This is a genomic window from Streptomyces seoulensis (genome assembly GCF_004328625.1).
Classification (GTDB): domain Bacteria; phylum Actinomycetota; class Actinomycetes; order Streptomycetales; family Streptomycetaceae; genus Streptomyces; species Streptomyces seoulensis.
Genome location: NZ_CP032229.1, coordinates 5,960,511 through 5,976,451, shown reverse-complemented (window position 1 = coordinate 5,976,451; position 15,941 = coordinate 5,960,511). Strand labels below are relative to the sequence as shown.

The window sequence follows — 15,941 nt, the reverse complement described above, 5'->3', positions numbered from 1 at the left end:
ATCAGCCCCATAGGCCACAGCTTTCCTCAGTGCACCGTCACCGCTGCGGTGGTGACCGTTCCGTTGGTCCAGCCGTAACGATGGGTGGTCACTGTCACCGTGAGCCTTTGGCCCTTGTCGGCCTTCAGCGGCAGGTAGGTGGGCTTGGTGGCCCCGGTGATGGCCTTTCCGTTGCGTTTCCAGGTGTAGGAGTACGAGGTGGCCGTCGGCGACCAGGTGCCGGGTGCGGCGGTCAGGCGGTGGCCGACCTTGGGGGTGCCGCTGAGGGCGGGGGCCTTGGTCGCCTTCAGAGGAGGGCCGGCGGCGACTGTGGCGGCTTGTGCCGTGGAGTTGACCGTACCGGCGCCGTTGCTGACCATGACCTTGCACGCGATCTTGTGGGTGTAGTCGTCCGAGGTCAGGGTGCGCGTCGTGCCGGTGGCGCCGGAGATGGGCTTGCCCTCACGCAGCCATGACCATGTGGCGGTCGCGTGGTAGCCGGACCAGGCGGCGGAGCAGGTCAGCTTGGACCCGGTACGGGCGGTGCCGGTCACCGTGGCCTGCTGGGTGATGTTCGGCTTGGTCAGCAGGGTCTGCGACCGGCTCCACACCTGTGAGGTGTAGCGGTCGGAGGAACCGGGGGCGTAGAGGGCGGTGCGTCCCAGCACGGTGGCCCGGCCGTCCGATCCTGCCGCCACCTCGCCCGTCAGGGCGTCCACGTCGGGGATGTCCGGGACCGGTGTGGCGTTGAGCGCGGTGGCCTTGCTCCAGGAGCCGGCGGTGCGGACGGCCCACTCCAGGTAGTGGTCGTTGCCGTTGTCCATGCCGGGTGTCTGCGGCCACACGACCTGTACCGTCCCGTCCGCACCGATGGACGCGTCCACCTGCCAGTTGACGTACCCGGTGGACAGTGTCTTCGGCGCGGACCAGGCGCCCGTGCTCGCGCTGCGGGTGACGGCCTGGATGATCGGCATGCCGGCGCTGCCGGTCCAGCCCGCCCACACATAGGTGATGTCCCCGTTGGGGCCGGTGAGGGGGCCGCTGTCGTCGGTGTCCTGGACGATCGGCACGGCGGTCTGCGCGGCTCCCCAACTGCCCTTCGGAGAGGCTCTGGTGATCGACTTCAGCGCCTCGATCCCGTTGGTGGCCTTCTGCCACAGGACGGTGGTGGCGCCCCCGGCGGACATGGACACCTGGACGTCGGTGGACCTGGCGTCCGTCCCCGGCAGGGCGGCCGGGGCGCTCCAGTCTCCGTCGGGAGTGGCCCGGGTCACGATGGAATCGACGTCGGAGTCGGTGTTCCTGTCCCAGGCGTCCCAGACCGTCGTGGCCGCTCCATCGGGAGCCACCGCGAGGGAGAACTGCTCGATGAAGCCGTCGGAGAACCTTCCCAGACGGTGAGGCGTCGACCATGCCGTCGCGCCGGGGGCGAGCGTGGCCGTCATCGCCTCATAGTTCCAGCCTGCGTCGCCCTGTACCCATACGGCGGTGACGGTGCCGTCCGCCGCCGTGGCCAACTGGGGCATCGACAGATCCATTCCGGCGTAGGACGTGAGCGTGACCGGCTCCGACCACCGGCCCGTCGCAGAGTCCCATCCGGCCGAGACGGCGGCCAGCGAGCTGTCGGTGTAGCTGCCGGTCGTCCAGGCAACGTCGGCGTGCCCGTCGGCGGTCACCGTCAGTACGGCCGGGGCGGTCTCGTTGTCGCTCGTGAACAGGGAGCGGGGAGCGGACCACGTGTCGCTGCCCGCGCGCCTGACCGCAGCCTGGATGTCCCAAGTGGGGGCGCCGGGAGCCTTGTTGCGCCACAGGGCGAACGCGGTGCCGTCTCCCGCCACCTTGACGTCGATCAGGCTCTGCCGGCTGCCGGTGCCGGACAGACCGACCGCGGAACCGAAGGGGCCAGCCGACGCCGCGTACCCAGCAGCGGCGGCAGGCAGCGCCGTGCCCACCGCGAGTACCGTCGCGGTTGCCGCCGCGCACGCGGCGACGGCGGTCCGTGATCTGGGTATCTTCAGTGCCACTACAACTCCTGTCTCGCGCGGGCATGCCTCTTGCCCGACAGTGCGTTGGGAACATGCTGCGGGGGCTGTGATCGAGCGGAACGACCTCCGGTCGATGCCGGAGCGCCGACACGGTACTTGGCCGGCCCCCCGCCGCCCCTGTGTCCTCGCCATCGAACGAGATCAATGAGACTACCCAGCAGACTCGGCGCTTCCCGCCGCCGACGAGGCAAGAATGATCGAATTCTCGCGGCCGCGGGGCCTTTCGTACCTCACGCAGATGCGGCGCGGGTCCGGCGTCTCCCGTCAACTCGCCCCGCAAATCCGGTTGACGGCATGTGATCAGCGATGAAACGGTGAAGCAGCGTCACAAATGAGGCGCTTGGTACAAACTTCAACTCCTCGCTGACCACGGGGAGATCAAGGGGGAACACATGCTGCACAGGACTGCGGCCAGGGCAGCGCTCGCCGCTGCCACCGCCGTATCCGCTCTGTTGATCCCGGCAGCCGGTTCCGCGTCCGCCGCGTCACCCGTGTCCGGGACGACCGTCACCGCGCGGGCCAACAGCTATGACGCGACGTGCAGGAGCCACAGCCGGACCTACGTCCTCAAGAAGTACTACCGCCGGGTGCCCGTCGGCCCGCCCAGCTATTACACCCTGCGCTGTGGCACCAGCACTTGGGGCTGGAAGCACATCAAGGCGCGGCACGGCTGGAACAGCACGATGGACCGGAAGATCAGCGCCGCCATCGACACCGGGAGCCCCAACGGCCGTGGCGGTTACTCCACTTATCTCAACCAGTGCCCGCGAGTGGAGAAGTTCCGCACCATCCTCGGTACACCGGCCGGGCGGGGCGACCTCCTGACGGCCTACAACGTCGACCGGCCGGCCGCCGCCGGTGCCGCTCGCTGCTGAACAGGGTGTCGGTGTGGGCCGAGGTGAAAGGGCGGATACCCGTGGAGGAACAGACACCGGCCGAGCAGGCCCTGAGCCGTTCGTACATCACCGCTGACGGACTCCGGTTCGAGGTCGGCGGAATGACGGTCGAGCACCATCCGGACCGCAGCGCGACATTGCGGTACTCGCTGACGGTGCGCCGCCAGGGCCACCCGGATGAACGGTGGGCCGTCGCCCTCCCCTGGGAGGACAAGTCCTGGGCGGATGTCCTCGGCTCACCCGCGCCCCCGCCCGACCGGCTGCGGCAGCTCGTGCACCTCGTCCACACCCACCTGGAGGAGTGGTGGGACACGAAGGGACACAACCGGCGGTCGGCGAAGCTGGGCCGGCGGCTTACCTGACCCCGCCCGGGAGCGGGCCGTCCGCCACCGGCTCCCGGGCGACCGCGAGGATGGCCATGTCGTCCTGCTGTCCGCCTCCCGTCCAGTGGTGGACGTCCGTGGTGAGGGCGCGGACCAGGGAGCCGGGGCTGTCGAAGCCGCGCCCGACGAGACGGGACCCGCCGGGCGCCCGCGTGCCTCGGGCCGCATTGGACCGAGCGGTGGCCGCTGCGGACGTGGCGCTGACGCGGTTCGCCGGATACCTGACGAAGAAACTCGCACCGCTGGCACCCGAACTGGACGCGCTGGGCGAGGACCGATACCAGCTGGGGGTGCGCGAGTTCCTCGGCATCCAGCTGGATTTGCAGGAGACTTATGCGTGGGGCTGGGAGGAACTGGCCCGGATCCAGCGGGACATGGTCGAAGCCGCAGCACGAATCGCACCGGGCGAACCGGTTCCGACTGTGCTGGCGACGCTCGACGAAGACCCCCGATATCAGATCAAGGGTGCGGCTGCCTTCCGCGACTGGCTGCAGGAACTCGCCGACGGCACCATCGCCGACATCGACGGGACGCACTTCACGCTCCCCGCGCCCCTGCGGCGGATCGACTGCCGGATATCCGTCAGCGAGGGGCCCGCCGTTTACCTGGCGCCCAGCGAGGACCTGTCGCGCCCCGGAACGATCTGGTGGACGCGGGCAGCCCCGGACGGGCTGATTCCGACGTGGACGGTACCGGGCACGATGTTCCACGAAGGGGCTCCAGGCCATCACCTCCAATTGGGCACAACAGCGCTGAACACCACCACCCTCAATCGGTTCCAGCGGCTGGCGTTCGAGCTGCACCCAGGACATTGCGAAGGATGGGGCCTTTATGCCGAACGACTGATGGACGAATTGGGGTACTTCGCCGACCCCGCACACCGTCTGGGCATGCTGGCCACCGGACAGCTGCTGCGCGCCGCGCGGATCGTCCTCGACATCGGCCTGCACCTGAGACTCCCCATTCCCAAAGGCACCGGATTCCACGAGGGTGAGCGGTGGACTCCGGAACTGGGCCGCACGTTCCTCACCGAGCACTGCGGACTCGGTCCGGCAGGTTTCGTCGACTTCGAGATCGACCGGTACCTGGGGCGCCCCGGGCAGGCCATCGCGTCCAAGCTCGGGGAGAAGGTGTGGCTGGAGTCGCGTGAAGCGGCCCGCCGCCGCGACGGCACCGACTTCGACCTCAAGCAGTTCCACCAGCAGGCCCTGAACCTGGGGCCGATGGGCCTGGACCTCTTACACACCGAGCTCACACGTGCAGACCGTGCCGACTGACCATGAGGGACCAGACAGGAACGACACGAGCGGAACACGGCACATGGTGAAGAGGGGAGCGGGCGGATGATCACAGCACTGGGACACGTCGACCTGACTCCGGACACATGGGGGCTGGTCCGGGACGATCTACGGGCACGTCTGAACGGCCTGCCGATGGACGCGACCGGGCTTGTACGCGCCGGCGCGGGACTGCCTCTGGAGTTCGGGCGGATGGTGCGTGAGGCGGGGCGGAGCTTGGTGGTGTGCTTCCCCGAACACTCAGAGACCTCCATGGGAGCTTCGCCCCAGGACGAGGAGGCGCACCGGGAACTGCTGGCACTGGCCGAGGGGATAAAGGTGCTGCCCTTCGACCCGCTGGACCGGGACGCCTGCGTCAGCGCGGACGAGCAGCTCATCCGCGGCTGCGGCAGACTGTGGGCGATCTGGGACGGCTCTCCGTCCTGCGGCCACGACGCAACCGCCCACATGGTGGCGTACGCACGTGCCCACGGCATTCCGGTGGACGTCGTCTGGCCCGCGGGAGCGGCTCGTCAGGCGTCCGGTCGCGCGCTGCGGCTCAGCGTGCACGGGCAGGCGCGCTGACGCATTCCGCGCGTGCCTCATCGGCTTCTGTCGATCTTTCGTACCCAGGTGGAGTCAGCGGTGAGAGGAGCGCCGTCGGCTCCGGTGGGCGTGAGGTCCGGGACGCGGACGCCCTGCTCGTCGAGCAGGGTGGAGTGGGGTTCGCCGGGCTCGAAGGCGTGGTGTTCTCCCCACTGGCGCAAGGTGAGGAGTACGGGGAACAGGTCGCGGCCCTTGTCGGTGAGCACGTACTCCAGGCGGCGGCCCGTGGGTGCGGTCTGCTTAGCGAGGAGCCCGTGGGCGCTGAGCTTCCGGAGACGGTCGCTGAGGATGTTGCGGGCGATGCCGGTGCGGCGCTGGAACTCGGTGAAGGAGCGGGCCCCGTCCATCGCGTCCCGGACGACCAAGAGGCTCCAGCGGTCGCCTACGAGGTCGAGCGCGCGGGCGACGGGGCAGTGGGGATCGGTCCAGGCGTCGTTCGGGGCGCCGGTGGAGGAGCGCGGCATAACACCTCCTAGATGAGTTGCAGATCGAGACCATTATGCCCTAGGCTCAAATAAGTTTCACTCTGCTACTGATTTTCTGATCGGAGAGCGATGGACGTCTGGCGGCGGTTACTACTCGCAGTCGTGTGCGGTGTCGCGGTGGCAAGCGTCTACGCCGCGCAACCGGTTCTCGCACCGATGGGAGACAGCCTCGGCATCCCGGCGGGACAGTTGGGATGGATCGTCTCGGTCGGTCAGTTCGGCTACTTGGCCGGCCTGGTGCTGCTGGTCCCGCTCGGCGACGTGGTCACCGACAGACGTCGACTCATTGCGGTGCACCTCGTGATCACCGCCGCCGGCCTTCTCCTGACTTCGGCGGCCTCGACCGCCTGGATGGCTTTCACAGGACTCGCGCTGGCCGGGATGTTCGCGGTCGTGGTGCAGACCACGGTGGCCTATGCTGCATCGGTCTCACCGCCCGCCGAACGTGGGCGGAACATCGGGATCGTCACCTCCGGCGTGGTGATCGGCATCCTTGGCGCGCGAATTGTCACCGGCCTGCTCGCCGAGCAGTGGAGTTGGCGGAGCATCTACGTACTGCTCGGCGTGCTGGCCCTCGGGATCGCCGTCCTCGTCCCGCGTGCCCTGTCCCCGGAAGAGCGATCTCGCCGGCCTGCGGGATACGGGCAGGCCCTCGCCGCGCTTGGCACACTGTTCAGGGAGCGTCTCTTTCTGACGCGCGGCCTCATCGCGTTCTTCCTGTTTGCCTCCTTCGGAACGCTGTGGAGCGGACTATCGCTGCCGCTGGCGGACGCGCCATGGCACTTCAGTGAGGGCCAGATCGGCTTGTTCGGTCTCGCTGGACTCGCAGGCGCGCTGGGCGCTGCTCGCGCGGGAGGCTGGGCGGACGCCGGACGGGCAGTGCCGATGGCGGGTTTCGCGCTGGCCCTTCTCATCGTCTCCTGGGCCGCGATCGCCCCCCTGTCCTGGTCCCTGTGGCTGCCCATCATCGGCATCGTGCTGCTCGACTTCGCGGTCCAGGTCGTGCACGTGAGCAACCAGCACACGCTTACCAGCGCATACGCGGAACGCACCAGCAGCGTCATTGGTGCCTACATGGTCTTCTACTCCCTCGGCTCCGCCCTCGGAGCAGCCGCCACGACCACCGTCTTCGCCTCCCACGGATGGGTCGGATCCAGCCTCCTGGGAGCCGGATTCGCAACCTGCGCCCTGATCACCTGGGCGATCGGCAAAGGCCTGCCCGACGGCGCGTCTAAGACCCTGCGGGTCACCGAGGCCCACGGTCAGGAGAAGAAGATGCAGCGGGCGGACACCGCCTAGACCTGTCAGGCGGGCGGGTGAACAGATCCGCGACGGAAAACGGCGAACGGCACCGGTCGCGGGGACGAGCCCCGAGGCCGATGCCGTTCCGTTCCGCCGGTCGCGGTCAGTGCGAGCGGCGCCCCGTCACGAGGCGGTACAGCAGGAGCACGATCACCGAGCCGACGACCGCGGCGATCCACGTCGACAGGTGGAAGAAGCCGTTGATGGAGTGCACACCGAAGATCACCTTGCCGAGCCAGCCGCCGAGCAGACCGCCGACGATGCCGATGAGCATCGTGACGAGGCAGCCGCCCGGGTCCTTGCCGGGCATGAGCGCCTTGGCGATGGCGCCCGCGATGAGGCCGATGAGGATCCAGGCGATGATGCCCACGGTGTGCTTCCTTTGCTTTCGACGAGTGCTCTGGACGAACCCGAGGTGGACCCCAAGAGGTTTCCGCCGGGACTGTCGCCGGTCACTCCGCAAGGACGACCGGCGACATACGCATATCCGTTCGGGAGAAATCCACACGGCATCGCGGCCCCGCATTCACCGACCGGCTCACCTGGTGCCGATCACGCAGCGGCGCGCCCCAACGCTCCCTACCTGTTCCACTGGTAGTCCTCCGCCGCGTTGACGATGAGGTCCTTCACCGCCTGGGGGTGGGAGATCAGGGAGACGTGGGAGGAGTTGATCTCGACCGTCTTGCGGGCCTTGGCGCGCTTCGCCTCGTAGCGTTCCAGCCCGGGGTCGATGGACCTGTCCTGCTTGCCCACCAGGACGTAGACGGGCTTGTCGTGCCAGGCCGCGGCCGTGAGCTTGTCGTTGAAGGCGGAGAGGGCGAGGGGCCGTTGGGTGGCGCCGAGCAGGTCGGTCTGCGTGACGGGGAGGTCCTGGGCGAAGACCTGGCGGAGCTTGTCGGTCTGGACGTAGACATCCGTGCCGCCGGTGCCGTCGCCGTTGCGGAAGGGCACCTGGTCGAGCGCCGTCGTGAGGGGCGGGGCCGGGAACTTCGCCGAGAGGCTGGAGAAGGACTCGCCGACGTCGGGCATGATCGCGTTGATGTACACCAGCGCCTTGACGTTGCTGTTCCCCGCCGCGGCCTGGGAGATGACCTCGCCGCCGTAGGAGTGGCCGGCGAGGATGATCGGCCCCTTGATGCTCTTCAGGAGGCTCGCCACGTAGGTCGAGTCCTGGGGTATGCCACGGAGCGGGTTGGCCGCCGCGACCACCTTGTAGCCGTTCTTCTGCAGCGCGCCCACCACGCCGTTCCAACTGGAGGCGTCGGCGAAGGCGCCGTGCACGAGCACGATCGTCGGCTTCTCCCCGCTGGGCCCGCTGGGCGGTCCGCCCGCGTACGCCCCCATGGCCGCGACCACCGAGACGGTGCCCGACAGGACCAGTGCGCCCGCACCCCAGCGGAGTGCGTGGACGCGACGCCGTGACTTACCGGATGTTCGCATGACGCTCCTTCGACGGCAGGCCGCCGCAGTGACAGCCTGAGAGCATCACACTGGTGCAGCCCCTCCGCCTCGGCATGCAGGCGCTGCCATCCGGGTGAACCGACGGGACGCGCGCGGTCACTCACCCGATCGTGTCCGGCCGGCGGCGCAGGCCCCGGAGCGTGATCCGGGGCCTGCGGCCGGACGCCCGGTCAGACGACGGTGATGTTCTCCGCCTGCGGGCCCTTCTGACCCTGGGTGACGTCGAACGTCACCTGCTGGCCCTCGAGGAGCTCGCGAAAGCCGGAAGAGTTGATGTTCGAGTAGTGCGCAAAGACGTCCGGGCCGCCGCCGTCCTGAGAGATGAAGCCGAAGCCCTTCTCGGCGTTGAACCACTTGACGGTACCGCTGGTCATACTGAGCCTTCCGGTCGAAATCGGGCCCGCACCGTGCGAACCCGAAGGTGATGCCCCGCTCCCGAGGGCACAGCAAAAAGCCCACGCAGAGCGCGGGCGGGAACACGGCATCTGTCAGCGACGCTACACGCCGGGACCGGCTCCCACCAGAGAGCAACGACCATGACTCACCCGTCCGTCGGCCCTTCTCCGGCAGCCGGACAGGGTCGGCGAAACGCCGGGAGGCCCCCTGGTGGGCGGTTCCGGCCCGGTAGTCCTGCCGGACCGGAACCGCCCGTCCGGGCGAACGCCTGTGCTTACCGGTGTGAGCCGACGGCGATCAGCTCGCCTCCTCCCGCAGGGCGAGGCCCATGCGCGCCGCCAGGGCGGTGGCCAGGGACGCGATGGTCGGGTGCTGCCAGACGAAGTTGCTCGCCAGGCGGGCGCGGCGGCCGGCCCGGTGGGGGTGAGCGTGACCACGGCGGGCGGGACGAACAACGGCCTGTCCTACACCTACGTGGACGCCCCCACCGTGACCACGGTCGCGCCCGCCTCCGGGCCGCCCTCGGGCGGTACGGGTGTGACCATCACCGGCACCAACCTCGACACCACCGAGTCCGTCACCTTCGACGGCACCCCGGCGCCGTTCTCCGTGGTGAACAGCACCACGGTCTCGGCGGTGACCCCGCCCGGTGCCGCCGGTCCGGTCGACGTGGTGGTGACCAACGCGGCCGGTTCCGACACGGCCGCCGACGCCTTCACCTACGTCGCCGGACCCGGTATCTGACCCACCCCCAGCTGCCGCCCGGTCCGGACCGGGCGGCAGCCCCGTCGCCCCGGGCTTCGCCCAGGCTGCCATTGGAGCATCCTCATGCCGCCCACGATCAACACCATCAATCCCACACAGGGGCCCACCACCGGGGGTACGACCGTCACCCTCACCGGCACGGGGATGACCGGGAGCACCGCCGTACGTTTCGGCAGCACCAACGCCACATCTTTCACCGTCAATTCGGCCACCCGGATCACCGCCGTCAGCCCGCCCCGTGCCGCCGGAGCGACGGCCGTGACGGTCGTCCATCCGACCGGGAACAGCAACTCGGTGACATTCACCTACGTGGTGGCGCAGGTGCCCCAGGTCACCGGAGTCTCGCCCGCCAACGGCCCGACGGCGGGCGGCACCGGTGTCGTCCTGACGGGGACCGGATTCACCGGGGCCACGGCGGTCACCTTCGCGGGGGTTCCGGCCACGTAGTTCCTGGTGAACTCGGCGACCCGGATCACCGCCGTCACGCCCTCCGGAATCCCCGGGGCGGCCGAGGTGCGGGTGACCACCCCGGGAGGCACCAGCGCGCCGGACGCGTTCTTCTTCTACGCCGCGCCGCCCGTGCTCCAGAGCGCCGACCCCGTACAGGGCCCGACGGCCGGTGGCACCGTGGTCACCCTGACCGGGAGCAACCTGCTCAACGCCGGCGCCGTCCTCTTCGGGGCCGCCAACGCCGCCTCGTACACCGTGGTGTCGGCGACGCAGATCACGGCGTCCGCCCCGCCGGGGACGGGCAGCGTGCCCATCACGGTGGTCACGCCGGGCGGTACGAGCAACCCCCTGGCCTTCGTCTACGTCGTCCCGCCCACGCTGACGGCATTGGTACCCAGCGCTGGACCGGCGTCCGCGGGCACGGTGGTGACCCTCACCGGCACCAACCTGGCCACCGCCACGGCCGTCACGTTCGGATGTTCGGCCGTCCCCTTCACCGTGGTGTCGGACACGAAGATCACCGCCGTCGCGCCCGCGGGCGCCCCGGGCCCGGTCACCGTGACCGTCACCACCGCGGGCGGTACCAGCTCCGGGCTGCCCTACACACGCACCGCCGCGCCCGGCATCTGACGCAGCCGCTCACCCGATCGCCCGGCGAGCGGCGCAGTCGGCTGATCCAACCAGGCTGCTTCTGGCGCCATGTCCCGGGGGACGGAAGCGACCGCCCTAGCGTGAGGCTCCCCACGGCACCCGCTCCCAGCGGGCCGGGAAGCGAACAAGGAACCGAACCGGTGCACTTCACGCCACGCAAAGCGAGACTGACCGTCGCGGCCGCCCTGACCGCCGTACTGGGGCTCGCCTCACCCGCCTGGGCCGTACCGTCGAGCACCACCGTGACGGCCAGCCCGCAGTCGACCACGGTGAACAACCCCGTACAGCTTCTGGCCACGGTCGACTGCCCCGCCGATCCCACCGGCGGTCTCGGCGTCACCTTCTTCGACGGCGGCGACCTGCTCGACACCGTGGCGGTGAACGCCAACGGGCAGGCCGGCTACACGGCCACCTTCACCACCGCGGGCACCACACCGGGCTTCTGCCTACTCGCCTGCGGCGGACTGATCGACTTCAGCGTCGGCGACATCACCAACAACATCAACACCTCTGGGTACCGGGACCGGTCCCTCGCCCGGTGGCAGCACCGCTAGGGCGTGTCGTCCGCCGACAGGGCGGAGAGGGCGGCGGCCAGGTCGGGAAAGACGGGAAGCTCGGCCCCGCTCACCTCGATCATCAGCCGCATCAGACGGTCGGCCCCGATGAGGCCGACGCGCCGGTGCCGACGGAGCGCGATCAGATGGTTCAGCAGCGCCGTGTTGGCGAAGGTCACGTGCCGCAGGTCGAACACCACGGGCGCGAGGCTGCTGTGCAGCACCTCGTAGGTGACCCGCTCGACGACGTGGATCGACTCGGCGTCGAAGTCCCCCCACAGCCTGACCCCCCACAGCGCCCCCACAGGAGCCGCGAGCGCCCTCGCCGCATGACTGAAAGCCCACACCGAAGGACGCACACTCCTCCTTCTGGGCCGCGGGGACAATTAGTTGTCGCTAGACAATCATGCCCAGCCTCCGCACGCCACCGACGCCCCTCAACCCGCCTGACCGCGGACCGATTCACCCACGGCGCGTCGGACCGCCTCATTGCGAAAGGGAGCGTCTTCTTGACCACCGGGCGTGAGGTTCCCCGCCATGCTCGTAGACTCATGACGTGGCATTCATGAGCACCCCGCACTGCTGCTTCCTGTGATGGGAAAGCGCTGAGGGCGATGCCGGACGGCGTCGCCCTCCTTGGTGTACCTGCTGCGCGAGTCACGTCCCGATGCTGCCCGTTCCTTTCCGAGGCAGTGCGGCGCTGACCCCTCAGGCACGATCCCTTCCCTTCACCCCTTGCCAGGAGTGCCTCGTGCCCGTGTCGCTTCCCCCTGCCCTCGATCTGTCCCTCGACCTGCTGCGTTGCCCGACGTGCCGTACGCGGCGCCTGCACCCCGACCGCGGTGCACTGCGCTGCCCGGTGGGTCACACCTTCGACATCGCCCGGCACGGCTATGCCGGTCTGCTGACGGGCGCCCGCGCCACCAGCGGTGACGACGCGGCCATGGTCCAGGCCCGGGACCGTTTTCTGTCCACCGGCGCCTACGAGCCCCTCCGCGAAGTCGGCGTCCGCCTGGCGGTCGACGCCGTCCCCGGTCAGGGCACAGTGGTGGATGCGGGGTGCGGCACGGGCTACCACCTGGCCGGCGTACTCGACCGACTGCCTTCTACCCGTGGTCTGGGGCTGGAGACATCGGTGCGGGCACTGCGCTCGGCAGCCCGTGCACACGACCGGGCTGCCGCAGTGGCCTGGGACGTCTTCCGTCCCTTCCCACTGGCCGACGGGGCGGCCGATGTCGTGCTGAACGTCTTCGCCCCACGCAATCCGACCGAGTTCCACCGCGTTCTGCGCCCGACCGGCCGCCTGATCGTGATCCGTCCCACTAGGCCGTGTCCGGAAAGTCCCGCCTGGCTCGCGACGCCTGGCACGCTCCCCCAAGCTCTGCGAGCAGGGGGGACCCCCAGCGGCGTTGTCGGGGTCGCCCTCGTACGCCCAGTACGAGGGCGACCCTCCGCCTTGCGAGCGCACGCACCAGACGCCGCGAGCCCTGCCCTCCGGGCAGACGGCGCCACTTTCCGGACACGACCTAGGGGGTGTCTTGTCGATCAGGCCGGATCAGGGAGCGGCGTCTGGTGCCGTGCATCGCAAGGCGGAGGAGGGAGTCGATGCGGAGCATCGGGGACCGACGACAACGCGGCGAGGTGCGGTGCCAGGCGTCGCGAGCCCGGCGTGATCGACAAGACACCCCCTAGGCGGCACTTGGCCGAGCTACGTGGCCAGATGCCTGCGATGGTCACGATCGACCCGGCCAAGGAACAGCGCCTGCACCGAGCGCTCGACCCCCTCTTCGAGGCCGTCGTCACCCAGCAGGTGGAGTACTGCGTTCCCCTGACCAAGCTGAACATCCTGGATCTGATCGGGATGACGCCGAGTGCACGCCACGTGAGCCGCGCAGACCTCGCCGACGGCGGAGCCCTGCCCGATCAGGTCACCGTCTCCGTCCTGGCCACCGCCTACCGGCCTCGCTGACCGAGCTGGCGCCTCCTGCTTCGGCGACGCCCGACCACCAGCATCCCCAAGGCCCCGGCAACCGCTCCGACAAGGACCCTGTAACTGCGGTAGTCATCGTGGTGATCTCCTTCCCTTACGGTGCGTTGCCCAACTGGGGACTTGGGGCAGCAGCTCCTGTCCGGGGAACGCCCCCCTAGGATCACCAGTTGAGGGGTGATCACGTGTTCATGAGGACCGACCGGTGGTTCGCGGCGATCGCGGCGGCCATGATGCTGGCGGGCTGCGCCGGCGGCGGCGACATCGACAGCGCGAACGGCAAGGCGGTGGCGCTCACGAAGGAACAGGTACGGGAAACGTTGCCGAACGACGGGGCCATGACGGGTTGGAAGGAGTCCGCCCGCCCCGCAGCCGTAGAGATGGACAAGCTCTACCGTTCACAAGCCTGCCCCATCAAGGGCAACGCGGGCTGCGAGAACTCCCGCTTCTTCGGCGCCTCGACCTTCAGACGCGACGACAGCGCCGCCATGGTCACCTTCATGATCGTCGCCTACGACAGTGGGCAGGCCGCCCGTGAGGCGTACGACGTGCTCTGGAACCACTACGGCAAGAGAGCGGGACAGCGGGGCAAGGCGTTCAGCCTCGGCCGGATCGGTGAGCGGCGCGACGCCCGATTCGACTCGCCCGGCTTCCACGGCGAGCCCAGGACCGTGACCCAGACCCGGGTCGGTACGACGCTGCTGTGGACGATGGTGGATTCGATGGAGAAGAGCAAGGACGCCGTCAACGAAGACCGTGCCCGGGACCTGGCAACGATGCTCGCCAAGCGGGCCCGACAGGCCCAGAACGGCGACGCGCCTTCCGCCGCGCTCTGACGGCCGGCCGGAGCGTCATGCGGGTCACGGCCGGGGTCTCGGGAGGAGTCCTCGTTCCAGGGCTACCACGACTGCTCTTGTGCGGTCGTTCACGTCCAGCTTGGCGAAGAGGCGGAGGAGGTGGGTTTTTACCGTGGCCTCGGCGATGACGAGGCGTCTGCCGATCTCGGCGTTGGTGAGGCCGTCGGCGACCGCGTCCAGGACGTCGGTCTCGCGGTCGGTCAAGGGCTCCTGGGCCGGCCGGCGCATCCGCGCCACGAGTTTCGCGGCGACGCGGGGAGCGAGTACCGTCTCGCCGCGTGCGGCGGCGTGGACGGCGTCGACGAGTTGTTCGCGCGTGGTGTCCTTGAGCAGGTAGCCGATGGCGCCGGCCTCGACCGCTCGTTCGATCTCGGCGTCCGTGTCGTAGGTGGTCAGGATCAGGACACGGGTGCGCGGAAACCTGGCGACGACCTCGGCCGTAGTCGTCACACCGTCCAGGACGGGCATCCGCAGATCGACCAGGGCCAGGTCGGGGTCGAGCCGCTCGACGAGTTCCAGCGCCGCACGCCCGTTCGCCGCCTCGCCGACGATCTCGATGGTGTCCTCGTCGGCGAGGAGAGCGATGACTCCGGCGCGCATCACGGTGTGGTCGTCGACCACGACGACGCGCAGACCACTCCCGTTCATTCCCCCACCCCGTCCGGCACCGGGAGCGTCGCCAGGATTCGCGTCCCGTCGCCCACCGAACTCGTCACCGTGAGCCTTCCGCCCAGTTCCGTCAGCCGGTTGCGCATGCCGTCGAGCCCGAAGCCCTTGGACTCCCCCACCACGAACCCGGTCCCGTCGTCGGTGATCTCCAACTCCACACCGTACGGCCGCCGGGCCAGCACCACGCCGACCGTGGACGCGCACGCGTGCTTGCGTATGTTGGCCAGCGACTCCTGGGTGCAGCGCAGCAGCGCGATCCGGGTCTGCTGGTCGCAGTCGAGGTCCGCCAGATCGGCGTCCACGGTGAGCTGGGTGTCCTCCGCGAAGCGGGCCAGGGTGCGGCGCAGGGTCTGCGCCACCGAGCCGGAATCGACCCGGCCCGGTCCCGGAGGCTGCGCCGATGCGACCAACTCCCTTGCCTCGGCCAGGTTTTCCCGCGCGGTGAACTCGATCGACCGTAGCTGCCGGGCGCTGCGCGCCGGATCGTCGGACAGCCCGCCCCTTACCGCCTCGGCGAGCACGATGATCGACGCGAAGCCCTGGGCGAGGGTGTCGTGGATGTCGCGTGCGATACGTTCCCGTTCGTCGGCGGCGCCCTGCCGCTGGTGCGCCTCGGAGAGCCGTGCCTGGGTCCGCTCCAGTTCCTCGATCAGCCGGGCCCGTTCACTGCTCTGGGCCACGACCGAGTGCGCCCACAGGCCGATCAGTACGCCGACGGCGACGACGATCAGCGTGGACACCAGGGTCTCGCCGAAGAACTCCGCCGACCAGCCCTGCCGGCTCAGGCTTCCGGCGAGCGTGGCACCCGTGGCGAACCCGAGAAAGCCCATCGAGGCGCGCGGGGTGCGCGCGAACATCCAGTAGTGCGGGAGCGTCACCATGAACAGCGCCGCGTAACTGCTGCCCAGGTAGGCCAGGCCGCCCAGGGCAAGTACGAGGACCCAGAGGTAGACCTGTGGACGGACGACGGGATTTGCCGGGAAGCGGTCGAGCACCGCGTAGCAGAGCATCACGCTGCCGAGCAGGGCGAGGGCCGCGTACTTGCTCCCGCCCGGCGGGGCCGACGTCACCAGGCCGACGGTCATCGCCCCGAACAGCGCCCAGCACACCATGTTCCAGCGGCGCAGCGACGTGGCCCACAGGGCGTCGGGTGGGGATGCGGTCAGGACAGCCATGCG

17 protein-coding genes and 3 pseudogenes are annotated in these 15,941 nt (G+C 69.4%); 12 read left to right on the top strand and 8 right to left on the bottom strand.

What is annotated here, in order from left to right:
• Positions 1-26: 26 nt before the first annotated feature.
• Positions 27-2,003, bottom strand: a complete 1,977-nt coding sequence (locus tag D0Z67_RS27430) for a hypothetical protein (protein ID WP_031179275.1) — start codon at positions 2,001-2,003, stop codon at positions 27-29.
• 413 nt (positions 2,004-2,416) lie between these two features.
• On the opposite strand from D0Z67_RS27430, the gene D0Z67_RS30310 reads away from it, so the two are divergent.
• From D0Z67_RS30310 to D0Z67_RS30305, 4 genes are all read left to right on the top strand, one after another.
• Positions 2,417-2,899: a hypothetical protein gene (locus D0Z67_RS30310; protein ID WP_234312602.1), complete on the top strand. Its 483-nt coding sequence runs from the start codon at positions 2,417-2,419 to the stop codon at positions 2,897-2,899.
• Positions 2,900-2,940: 41 nt separating this feature from the next.
• Positions 2,941-3,282 (top strand): hypothetical protein, encoded by a 342-nt coding sequence (locus D0Z67_RS27420; RefSeq protein WP_051887454.1) that lies wholly within the window; start codon positions 2,941-2,943, stop codon positions 3,280-3,282.
• Positions 3,283-3,332: 50 nt separating this feature from the next.
• Entirely contained in the window at positions 3,333-4,580 is a 1,248-nt protein-coding gene (locus tag D0Z67_RS27415) for a DUF885 domain-containing protein (RefSeq protein ID WP_078873028.1), read from the top strand.
• Positions 4,581-4,853: 273 nt separating this feature from the next.
• A complete protein-coding gene (locus D0Z67_RS30305; protein WP_234312598.1) occupies positions 4,854-5,165 on the top strand; it encodes a hypothetical protein in 312 nt (103 codons plus the stop codon).
• Positions 5,166-5,182: 17 nt separating this feature from the next.
• On the opposite strand, the gene D0Z67_RS27405 is transcribed toward D0Z67_RS30305, so the two are convergent.
• On the bottom strand, positions 5,183-5,650 hold the full coding sequence (locus D0Z67_RS27405) for a winged helix-turn-helix transcriptional regulator (RefSeq protein WP_031179270.1): 468 nt from the start codon (positions 5,648-5,650) through the stop codon (positions 5,183-5,185).
• 90 nt (positions 5,651-5,740) lie between these two features.
• On the opposite strand from D0Z67_RS27405, the gene D0Z67_RS27400 reads away from it, so the two are divergent.
• Positions 5,741-6,970: an MFS transporter gene (locus D0Z67_RS27400; protein WP_051887453.1), complete on the top strand. Its 1,230-nt coding sequence runs from the start codon at positions 5,741-5,743 to the stop codon at positions 6,968-6,970.
• Positions 6,971-7,076: 106 nt separating this feature from the next.
• Here D0Z67_RS27400 and D0Z67_RS27395 read toward each other — a convergent pair whose 3' ends face one another.
• The 3 genes from D0Z67_RS27395 to D0Z67_RS27385 form a co-directional block, all read right to left on the bottom strand.
• On the bottom strand, positions 7,077-7,343 hold the full coding sequence (locus D0Z67_RS27395) for a GlsB/YeaQ/YmgE family stress response membrane protein (protein ID WP_031179268.1): 267 nt from the start codon (positions 7,341-7,343) through the stop codon (positions 7,077-7,079).
• 209 nt (positions 7,344-7,552) lie between these two features.
• Complete coding sequence (locus D0Z67_RS27390; protein ID WP_037774302.1) at positions 7,553-8,413, bottom strand: alpha/beta hydrolase; 861 nt, start codon at positions 8,411-8,413, stop codon at positions 7,553-7,555.
• A gap of 191 nt (positions 8,414-8,604) precedes the next feature.
• Complete coding sequence (locus D0Z67_RS27385; protein ID WP_031179266.1) at positions 8,605-8,808, bottom strand: cold-shock protein; 204 nt, start codon at positions 8,806-8,808, stop codon at positions 8,605-8,607.
• A 418-nt stretch (positions 8,809-9,226) separates the two neighbouring features.
• Between D0Z67_RS27385 and D0Z67_RS27380 the strand changes: the two are divergent.
• The 4 genes and pseudogenes from D0Z67_RS27380 to D0Z67_RS30290 all read left to right on the top strand — a co-directional run.
• Positions 9,227-9,574 (top strand): annotated as a pseudogene (locus D0Z67_RS27380) (IPT/TIG domain-containing protein); the annotation flags it as partial.
• Positions 9,575-9,658: 84 nt separating this feature from the next.
• Complete coding sequence (locus D0Z67_RS30300; RefSeq protein WP_234312596.1) at positions 9,659-10,042, top strand: IPT/TIG domain-containing protein; 384 nt, start codon at positions 9,659-9,661, stop codon at positions 10,040-10,042.
• Between the two features lie 6 nt (positions 10,043-10,048).
• On the top strand, positions 10,049-10,675 hold the full coding sequence (locus D0Z67_RS30295) for an IPT/TIG domain-containing protein (protein ID WP_234312594.1): 627 nt from the start codon (positions 10,049-10,051) through the stop codon (positions 10,673-10,675).
• Between the two features lie 161 nt (positions 10,676-10,836).
• Positions 10,837-11,250, top strand: coding sequence for a hypothetical protein (locus D0Z67_RS30290; RefSeq protein WP_051887452.1), 414 nt, complete (start codon positions 10,837-10,839; stop codon positions 11,248-11,250).
• On the opposite strand, the gene D0Z67_RS27365 is transcribed toward D0Z67_RS30290, so the two are convergent.
• Entirely contained in the window at positions 11,247-11,555 is a 309-nt protein-coding gene (locus D0Z67_RS27365) for an STAS domain-containing protein (protein ID WP_031179263.1), read from the bottom strand. The genes D0Z67_RS30290 and D0Z67_RS27365 overlap by 4 nt on opposite strands.
• A 446-nt stretch (positions 11,556-12,001) precedes the next feature.
• Between D0Z67_RS27365 and D0Z67_RS27360 the strand changes: the two are divergent.
• From D0Z67_RS27360 to D0Z67_RS27350, 3 genes and pseudogenes are all read left to right on the top strand, one after another.
• Positions 12,002-12,574 (top strand): annotated as a pseudogene (locus D0Z67_RS27360) (putative RNA methyltransferase); the annotation flags it as partial.
• A 366-nt stretch (positions 12,575-12,940) separates the two neighbouring features.
• A pseudogene (locus D0Z67_RS27355) lies at positions 12,941-13,219 on the top strand (methyltransferase type 11); the annotation flags it as partial.
• 209 nt (positions 13,220-13,428) lie between these two features.
• On the top strand, positions 13,429-14,073 hold the full coding sequence (locus D0Z67_RS27350; RefSeq protein ID WP_234312593.1) for a hypothetical protein: 645 nt from the start codon (positions 13,429-13,431) through the stop codon (positions 14,071-14,073).
• Between the two features lie 24 nt (positions 14,074-14,097).
• On the opposite strand, the gene D0Z67_RS27345 is transcribed toward D0Z67_RS27350, so the two are convergent.
• Both D0Z67_RS27345 and D0Z67_RS27340 read right to left on the bottom strand, forming a co-directional pair.
• Complete coding sequence (locus D0Z67_RS27345; protein ID WP_031179260.1) at positions 14,098-14,742, bottom strand: response regulator; 645 nt, start codon at positions 14,740-14,742, stop codon at positions 14,098-14,100.
• A complete protein-coding gene (locus D0Z67_RS27340) occupies positions 14,739-15,938 on the bottom strand; it encodes a sensor histidine kinase (RefSeq protein ID WP_031179259.1) in 1,200 nt (399 codons plus the stop codon). The genes D0Z67_RS27345 and D0Z67_RS27340 overlap by 4 nt, the downstream gene beginning before the upstream one ends.
• Positions 15,939-15,941: the final 3 nt, after the last annotated feature.